The organism is Sphingomonas sp. Leaf34, from assembly GCF_001421805.1.
Lineage (GTDB): Bacteria > Pseudomonadota > Alphaproteobacteria > Sphingomonadales > Sphingomonadaceae > Sphingomonas.
In genome coordinates this window covers 643001-651863 of the sequence record NZ_LMLC01000004.1, presented here as the reverse complement: position 1 = coordinate 651863, position 8863 = coordinate 643001, and the positions used below count along the sequence as shown (strand labels likewise).

General features: G+C 64.8%; 4 protein-coding genes. 1 reads left to right on the top strand and 3 read right to left on the bottom strand.

The features are described from left to right. Positions 1 to 785: 785 nt before the first annotated feature. From ASF00_RS14370 to ASF00_RS14360, 3 genes are all read right to left on the bottom strand, one after another. The gene (locus tag ASF00_RS14370) at positions 786 to 2072 is read right to left on the bottom strand and encodes an NAD(P)/FAD-dependent oxidoreductase (protein WP_235525864.1); all 1287 of its coding nucleotides are present in this window, start codon (positions 2070 to 2072) and stop codon (positions 786 to 788) included. A 588-nt stretch (positions 2073 to 2660) separates the two neighbouring features. After that, a complete protein-coding gene (locus tag ASF00_RS14365; RefSeq protein WP_055880396.1) occupies positions 2661 to 3770 on the bottom strand; it encodes a Ca2+-dependent phosphoinositide-specific phospholipase C in 1110 nt (369 codons plus the stop codon). Next, positions 3770 to 6436, bottom strand: a complete 2667-nt coding sequence (locus tag ASF00_RS14360; RefSeq protein ID WP_200910546.1) for a TonB-dependent receptor — start codon at positions 6434 to 6436, stop codon at positions 3770 to 3772. Before ASF00_RS14360 ends, ASF00_RS14365 begins: the two co-directional genes overlap by 1 nt. Before the next feature lie 210 nt (positions 6437 to 6646). On the opposite strand from ASF00_RS14360, the gene ASF00_RS14355 reads away from it, so the two are divergent. Then, a complete protein-coding gene (locus tag ASF00_RS14355) occupies positions 6647 to 8806 on the top strand; it encodes a TonB-dependent siderophore receptor (protein ID WP_235525861.1) in 2160 nt (719 codons plus the stop codon). Positions 8807 to 8863 lie beyond the last annotated feature (57 nt).

The following is an 8863-nucleotide window of genomic DNA, read 5'->3' as shown; positions in this document are numbered from 1 at the left end:
GCGGTGACACCCCTCTAGGGCCACTCCACAAACCCGTCAAACGCTTTCTTGCATATTTGTGGCAATTTTCTCCGGCTCGCGCGTTTCGACGCCCCACGGACCCCAGCAGCCAACGGGGTAGCGATCGCCGTCGAGTAGTTGCCCCCCAGCGCTCTCCGCGCCGCCGATCGCCAAGCCCGGCGCGACGACGCCATACGTCGACCAGTGAGTGCCGGTGCCAGGGCGTCCCATGAGACCGCACCGTTGCTGGCATCGGCCCGCCATCATTGGCATCGCCGGGACCGAGAATATCGCAGGCAGCAGCAAGTATCGCGGTCGTCGCAGTAGCGAGACGATGGCGCGGCTCGCACTCCCGATCGAGCTTGCCGTCAAGCGATCGGCACGTCCACCCGTGCGAGCGGACTGGCTAACGCACTGAGCGGCACAGCCAAGGGCCCCGCGCTCCCCGTTACTGGGCGCTGGCAGTGCCACAGCCACGGCCATCAGATACGAAATTGCGCCACCACATAGATCACGACGATCGAGTCTTGGATGGAGTACGCGGCAAGCCGGGATAGCCTGAGGATCGGTGCGCAGGGCCGCGCTGGTCTATGCAGATCGAGATCACAGCCATCCGATGTCTGTTCCCCAGCAACCGCAGCGAGCGCCGGTGTCTTCGGATACGGGCTTGAGCAGCCGATATCCGTCTACCGATGCTAACGACATGCCTGGAAGGCCTTGTCCCAACCCGCAGTCGATATCCTACGTTTTGATTGCAAATAGGTCGACACGTTGAAAGTACGCGCTCAGGCTGGATCGAGCGCGATCGTCTTCAGCGGGATGTTGATATCGGCGAGTCTGGTCTTGTCCGGTGCGTGGCGGCCTGTAACGAGCGCCTTGCCCTGAACGTAATCCTTCGTGGCGTTGACGCAGTCGAGCGCGATGACATGGCCGCCCTTCAGATACAGGACCGAAAAGCTTCTCGCCGCAGGATCGCCGCGCAAAATCGCGTCGTCGAACCCGATTGAGAGCCCCACGGTCTGGAGACGCAAGTCATACTGGTTCGACCAGAACCAAGGCACGGCTCGATAAGGCTCGCCAATTCCGAGTATATGTTTGGCCGAGACATTGGCCTGATCATTTGCGTTCTGCACCGATTCCAGCCGGATGAGGGCGTGATCGGCAAACGCGTTGGCATGCAGCGCGCAGTCGCCGATCGCATAAATGTCGGGCAAGCTGGTCCGGCAATAGGCGTCGACCTCGACGCCGTCCCCACCAGCAGCGCCAGCCTCCAGCAGGGGGGCGACGGCGGGGGTGATGCCGATACCGACGATCACCATATCGGCGGGGAGGATCTCGCCATCGACCATGCGAACGCCGGTCACACGATTCTCGCCGAGGATATGGTCGACCCTCGCATTGACCCGCACCTCGACGCCATGGGCACGGTGCTCGGCCTCGTAAAAGCGTGACAGCGGTTCGCCGGCGACACGCGCCAACACTCGGTCGAGCGCTTCGAGCACGATCACCTGCTTATCGAGCTTCTTGGCAAGAACGGCTGCCGCCTCGAGGCCGATATAGCCGCCGCCAATCACGACTACATTCCGGGTGGCGTCGAGCTCACGAAAGATACGATCGGCATCCGAGCGGGTACGGACACTGTGGACACCCCCAAGATCGTGACCGGCACAGGTAAGCTGCCGCGGCGTCCCGCCGGTTGCCCAGATCAGTCGTCCATAGGACATCGTCGAGCCATCGGTCAGTTCGACACGGTGTGCATCCGCATCGACGCGCACCACCCGCTTGCCGAGCAACATTACGACATGGCGCTCATCCCAAAAATCGGGCTGTCGGATTAGAATCCTCGCGAAGCTCTTCTCCCCCGAAAGATACTCCTTCGATAAAGGCGGCCGCTCATAAGGAAGCTCCGGTTCGTCGCTCAGCATGGCGATGGTGCCCGCGAACTTGCCTTGACGCAGCGCGATCGCCGCCTGCGCACCGCCATGCCCCGCTCCAACGATCAGCACGTCATACTGGACGGCCGCCATGCCAGCCGCGTGCGAGGACACCACGTCGCCCGAAACCACCGTCATACACCCGTCCTTCAATCGAAGATGATCAAACCACTATGACGGACCTCATACTCTTTCCAGTGTGCATCAATACGCGACGTCCCATAGCCGGCATCACGTTCGGGCACGATGACGGATGCCTGATGATGCCGTCGCGCGAGAGGTTCTGTAACAAGGTGAGCAACTCTCAGCCCCAACGCGCGCTTGGCACGATAACAGGGACTAAACGCGATGCCCCTGCGGCCAGCCGAAGGATGTGCGCCGCAATTCGAGCCTATCGGTCCTACCGCCCGCTGACGCAGGCGCTGTTCGATTTCTGCGCCTGGGTCTCCGGGAATATTTCGCCGCGATCGAAGCTGACATGTCCCCAATCCTGTTTCCCGAGACGTATCGCGCGCAGCTTTCCCCGCGCAACGGCACCCGTCTCATGCGGGCGCCGGTCGCCAAATCATCGACGAAATTGACTAGATCATGCCGCGGCCACGCAATGGATGGCCGAACTCAATCCTGACGCATACCGGATCTCGCATCCGAGACTTAGGTTTACCTACCAAGACGTTTGTTCGCGGGCGAAACTGTCCCGATCACGCGACGACGGCTAGGCCTGTGTCATGGTTTGACCGAGCAAGGTCCCCCAACCCGGATCGGATTGCACCGTGCCATCGCCCCCCCCGGCAACGTCACAGCAAAACCGAACGCCTGCGGATCAGGCGCACCCGGATAATAGTCGGTACTGACCGCCTGCGCACCGCTGTCGGCCGCTGCTTTCGCCTTGGTCAGGTCGTGGGTACGCGCTTCGACGGTGCCTGAGTCGGTCCGGGTCCGAACGATCACGCCGGCCTTCACCCAAGCGCGGATCCTGGCGCCGTCGACCAGCGGATCCTGGACGATCTGGATCGCGCTTTCGGGCTCGCCATCGGGATACCAGCCGAACATGGCGCGCCCGCGCAGCGATGGATGCCCCGCACGATAGGCGTTCGAAACCGCGGAGCGGACGTCGAACAGGATGTAGATCCGCCCTCGTGCGGCCTCCAGCGTCGGCCAGCCGGACTCGTGGACCGCGGCGGACAGCGTTGCCGCCCTGCCCCGGACCTCGTCCGGAACGATCAGCCGCCGCCCCGGTATCGCCTGACGGATCTCACGGTCGAGCGAGTCGAGCAATGCGGGATCGTCGAGCGGCAACGGTGCCGCGACCTGCGCCGAGGCCTGCGTATCGGCGGCGTTGATCGTGATCATGATCGGCAGGTGCCGCGGATGCGCGCGCGACCACGCATCGACCGTGCCGAGGCACCGCCGCAGCGTCACGCAGGTCGAGATGTAATCGATGTCGGGAACGTGGAACACCTTATACCCTGGTCGCAGCATCGCCGCGCGGTCGAACGCGGTCTTCTCGCCCGCCGCCTGCGCGAGCCGTTCGCCCTTCGGATCCGCATAGCGCCCGCCCTTTGGATCGGCGAAGATGTCGATCTCGAGCTGACGCACGCCGGAATTGAGCTGCGCGGCCAGCGGCAGATGATAATAATCGAGCGCCGCCGCGGTCTTCGGATCGCGCCGCCTGAGCTCGGCCATCACCGCGTCCGGGATCTTGGCCTTGAAGCTGTTGTGCGAACCGACGACCAGGACGTCGTTCATCCGGGCCGGGGCGCGATCGGGTTTGGCGGCCTGGGTCGAGCCGCCGATCGACAGCGCGGCGAGCAGCGCGATGTGTGCGATCCGCATCAGAATTCCGCCCGCACGCCGAACAACACCGTCCGGCCCCAATAGTTGATCTCGCCGAACCGCACGTCCTTGTCGTTATAGGTGTAGAGATGCGCGCCCGACAGGTTGATCGCCTCCAGGCTGACCGTCACGCGGTCGCTCGCCTTGACCGAGATGTTGCCGTCGAGCGATCCGAACGGCGCGGTATAGACCGGCGCCTGCGTCGTGCTGCCGGTGCCCGACAGATACCGGTCGCGCCACACATAGGACAGCCGGGTCGAGATTGGCCCCTTCTCGTAGAAGCCGGTGACGTTGGCGCTGTTCTTCGACAGCCCGATGAGTTCGTCGCGGATCGGCCGCGCGCCCGCGGTGTAGCTCGCCTTGACCGAGGTGTGCGTATAGGACGCCTGAAGCCCAAGCCCGTCGAACGGCGCGGGCAGGAAGGTGAGCACCTGGTTATACGCCGCCTCGACGCCGTAGACCTTCGCGTCGCCGCCGTTCACCTGCGTCGACAGCAGCACCGTTCCGCGACCGGGGATGTCGATATTGACGTTCTGCTGCGTGATGTAATCGTCCATCGCCTTGTAGAACACCGCACCCGTCAACGAGCCCGCGCGGTTGAAATACCATTCGAGCGATCCGTCGAACTGCGTCGCCAGGAACGGCACCAGCTGCGGGTTGCCGCCGCCAGCGGTCGGCGCGTCGGTCGACACGGTGATCCGGGGTGCGCTGTCGGTGACGTTGGGGCGCGTGAGCACGCGGCTCGCGGCGAGGCGCCCGACCACGTCGTGCGTCAGCTCGGCGCGCAGGTTGAAGCTCGGCAGCCAGTTGTTGAACGTCTTGGAAAAGCTGGCCGGCGTCGCGACGTTGCCCGTCGTCAGCGTCCCGCTCGCGACCTGATCGGTATGGACATAGCGCATGCCGATATTGCCCGTGACCGGCACCGCGCCGACGTCGAAGCCGTAATCGGCGCGGGCATAGGCACCCCAGATCTTCTCCTTCACGACGAACGACGAGCGGAGGTCGCCCGCGGTCAGCGGCGATCCCTGGACCGCAGGCGTGAAGAACGCGTCGAGATAGGCCTGCGTCACGGGCACGAGGAACTGGCGTATCGTGTTGCCCGCCACGCCTTTCAGGAAATCGTCATAGGGCAGCTGTTCGTAGGCGCCCGACCCCAGCGACGACAGCGGCGTGTTGGCGGCCGGGTTGACGTTGAAATCGCGGCGGAAATAGTCGCGCTTGCGCCAGTGATATTCGCCCCCCGCCGCCAGCTTGGTGACGAACCCGTCGAAATCATGCGACAGGTCGGCGCGCGTATAGAAGTCCCAGTCCTTGCTGTCCTTCGGCGCGATGTTGAACTGGTATAGCTGGTAATTGGCGGGATTGGTCGCGTCGACCAGCGTCGTGAAGGTCGGGATCGTCTTGTACCCAGCCGATCCGTCATAGGTCAGCGGCGCGAAGAACATCGCGCGGCTGCGCACCGTGCCCTCGTTATAGTTCGGGTGATAGCTGTGCGCGCTCGACCAGTTCACCGCGCCCGACGCATGCCAGACCTCCGAATCCCAGGTCTGCCGCAGCCCGATATTGAGCAAATCGTGGCGGTTGAGGCTGTATTCGCGCGACGCCATGAAACGCACGTCGTTGATCGTCGCGGCGACCACGGTATCGCCGTCGAGCTTCACGCTGGAGGGGACGATCACCGGGCGATGCCCCGCGACGCTCGCATCGTCGGGATAGATGTCGAGCCCGAACTCGTCATAGGCGACGTCGAGCCGGGTCGCGAGAATGTCGAGCGTCGTCTCGAACTCGGCATTCGGCTTCCACTGCGCGGACACCATGCCCGAGATGCGCTTGCGATCCTCCGTCTCGATCGTCGGCCGCGTGCGCGTCGGCGTGTAGAGGCCGGCGGCGAGACCGCCCGAGGCGGGGGCGGTGAACTTGTCGAGGTTCCACCCGAAGTTGAGGAAGCGATCGTTGCGGACCGCCTTCTGCCAATATTGCGCGCCCGCCAGGATGCCGAACGTGCCGCTGGCGTTGGTCGCGCTGGTGATGACCGTCGCGTTCGGCTTCACCTTGTCGGTCTGGCTCGTATAGGTGCCGCGCAGGTTGAGCGTCGTCTTGTTGCCGACGTCAAGCGGGTGGAACGTCTTGACGTCGATATTGCCGCCCAGCGCGCCCTCGGTCATGTTCGCGGTCGGCGTCTTGACGACGTCGATGCTCGAGGTGAACTCGGCGGGCAGCATCTCGAACCGGAACTGGCGACCGTTCGCGCCGCCATTCTCGATCAGGTCGTTCAGCGCGACCGGGCTGCCGTTGAGCAAGGTGGTCTGGAACTGCGGCCCCAGCCCGCGCACGCTGACATACAGGCCCTCGCCGCGCGGCCGCGTGATCGTCACGCCGGGGACCATCTGCAGCGCCTCGGCGACGTTCTGCGTCGGGAACTTGCCGATGTCGGTCGAGCTGATCGAGTCGACGCCGTACGCCGCGAGACGCTTGGTCTCGGTCGCGGCGCGCAGGCTGCGGGCGTAGCTGCCCGTGACGACGATCTCGCCAGTCTCGTCGGTCTGCGACGCGGCGGACTCGGCGGGTGGCGCGACAGCGGGACGCTCCTGCGCCTGTGCACCGGTCGTGCTCGAGACCAGGATGAGCGAACCCGAGGCCAACAACAGACCCTTGACCATACGCATTGAAACTGTCCCCGGCGGCGACGCTGCCACTGAGGGGGCCACTAGGTGGACTCCGCGTCATTGCGGCGAACGAACGGAGACAGTCCCATTACGCGGCATATTATCGTGTCGCGCAAACAACGATACGCGGCGCCGGCACCGCGGAGTTATTGCTATTGCGAACCCTTCTCAAATTCCGTAGGTGCGAAGCGCTGTCAGGGGAATTTTTTCGTGCGTCTCACTTCAACTTGCCTGATTGCCGTGGCGGGGCTCGCGATACCGTACAGCGTTGCCGCGCAGACACCCCCGTCGCATGGCGGGCGCGATCAGGAGATCGTCGTTACCGCCCGCGCATCGCCCACCCCCAGCGAGGCGGACGATCGATACAAGCCAGCGCCCGACGCATCGACGCTGCGGTCCGCGGCGTCACCGCTCGATACACCGCAGTCGGTAAACGTCGTGCCCGCGCAGGTTATCCGCGATCAGCGCCCGCGCTATCTCGACGATGTCCTGACCAACGTCAGCGGGATCACGCAGGGCAACACGCTGGCCGGGACGCAGGACACGGTGCTCAAGCGCGGCTTCGGCGGCAACCGCGACGGTTCCGTCATGCACAACGGCACGCCGGTGGTACAGGGCCGCGCGTTCAATGCCGCTACGCAAAGCGTCGAGGTGCTCAAGGGCCCCTCCTCGCTTCTTTACGGGATCATGGATCCGGGCGGAGTCATCAACGTCGTCAGCAAGAAACCGCTGCTCGATACGCATCTCACCGTCGCGCTGACCGGATCGAGCTATGCCGCCGGCCGGTCGGGGCTGGAGGGCATGGCCGACCTGACCGGATCGCTCGGCGGGAATTTCGCCGCGCGCCTCGTCGTCGATCATCAGGACGAAGACTATTGGCGCAATTTCGGCGAGCGCCGGGATACACTGATCGCGCCGTCGCTCGCCTGGTACGGGCCGCGTACGCAGGCGGTGCTCTGGTACGAATACCGGAAATTCGACTATCCGTTCGATCGCGGCACCGCGCTCGATCCGCGCACGCTGACGCCGCTTGCCATATCACGCCGGCAGCGGCTCGACGATCTGAACAACAGGATGGCTGGGTCGAGCCACCTCGTGCAACTCGCGGTGGATCACCAGCTCGGCGGCGGCTGGGCCGCGCACTTGGCCGCAAGCTACAACAGCGAGACCTACGACGCAGGCCAGCTCCGCGTGTCCGGCGTCAACGTCGCGCGGGGCACTCTCACGCGCAGCAACGATGCCACGCTCGGATCGCTCGGCACGGACGCCTATGCCCAGGCCTATGTCGATGGGGCGTTCAGGATGCTGGGTCTCGACCACCAGGTGATCGTCGGAATTGAGGGCGAATACCGGCGCTATTACCGCCGCGACCTGATCCGCCAGCCCGTCCGCTCGACGTTCAGCTATGGGAACCCGGTGTACGGACTGGAGGCATTCCCCTCGGCGGTCTCGGCCAGCGACAGCGATCAGACCGACCGCCTCTACAACTACTCGCTGTTCGCACAGGATTCGATTCCTCTCGGCGACCGCTGGATCGTCAGCGCCGGCGGACGTCTGGTCGGCTTCGACCAGCGCGCCGGACGCGGCCGCCCGTTCGTCGCCAACACCGACCTCACCGCATGGGAATTCGTGCCGCAGGCCGGGCTCGTCTGGAAAGCCGCGGACGTCGTTTCGCTCTATGCGAGCTATACGCGTTCGCTCAAGCCGACGTCGACGATCGCACCGCTCGCCAGCGGCGTCACGATCGGATCCGGGTTCGCCCCCGAACGCGGGCGCTCGTTCGAAGTCGGCGCCAAGCTCGACATCCCCGACCGGATCACCGCGACGCTGGCGCTGTACGACATCGACAAGCGCAATGTGCTCGTGTCGCAGTTCAACACGGCCACGGGCCTGACCGAGTATCGGGCCGCGGGCCGAGCGATCTCGCGCGGCGTCGAGTTCGACGTGTCGGGACGGATCACCAGGACGCTGAGCGTGATCGGCAGCTATGCCCATACGCACGCCCGCACCACCGAGGACCCGGTCTTCGCAGGCAAGCAACTCGCCAACGTCGCACCGCATACCGCATCGCTGTCGGCCGCCTACGCAGTCGGCCCGATCGCCGGCGACGACAACCTGCGTCTGGGTGGCGGTGCGCGCTATGTCGCGCAGCGGCCGGGCGACAGCGCCAACAGCTTCCGGTTGCCGGGTTACACCGTCGCCGACGCGTTCGTGACCTATGACACGGTGCTGGCGGGAAAAGCGGTGACGTTCCAGTTCAATCTGAAGAACGTCTTCGACCGGACCTATTACACGTCCGCGGTCAACGTCTACGGCGTAGCGATCGGCGATCCGCGGCGGGCGATCGGCACGATGAGTTTCCGACTGTGACGACAAGCGTCGCGGTTGTTGCGCTCGGTTTCGGCCGCGCCTCGCCGGTAGCGCCGG

Excerpts from the sequence above, each read along its gene's own strand:
- ASF00_RS14370 (WP_235525864.1), bottom strand. The coding sequence starts at position 2,072 with ATGACGGTGGTTTCGGGCGACGTGGTGTCCTCGCACGCGGCTGGCATG.
- ASF00_RS14365 (WP_055880396.1), bottom strand. The coding sequence starts at position 3,770 with ATGCGGATCGCACACATCGCGCTGCTCGCCGCGCTGTCGATCGGCGGC.
- ASF00_RS14360 (WP_200910546.1), bottom strand. The coding sequence starts at position 6,436 with ATGCGTATGGTCAAGGGTCTGTTGTTGGCCTCGGGTTCGCTCATCCTG.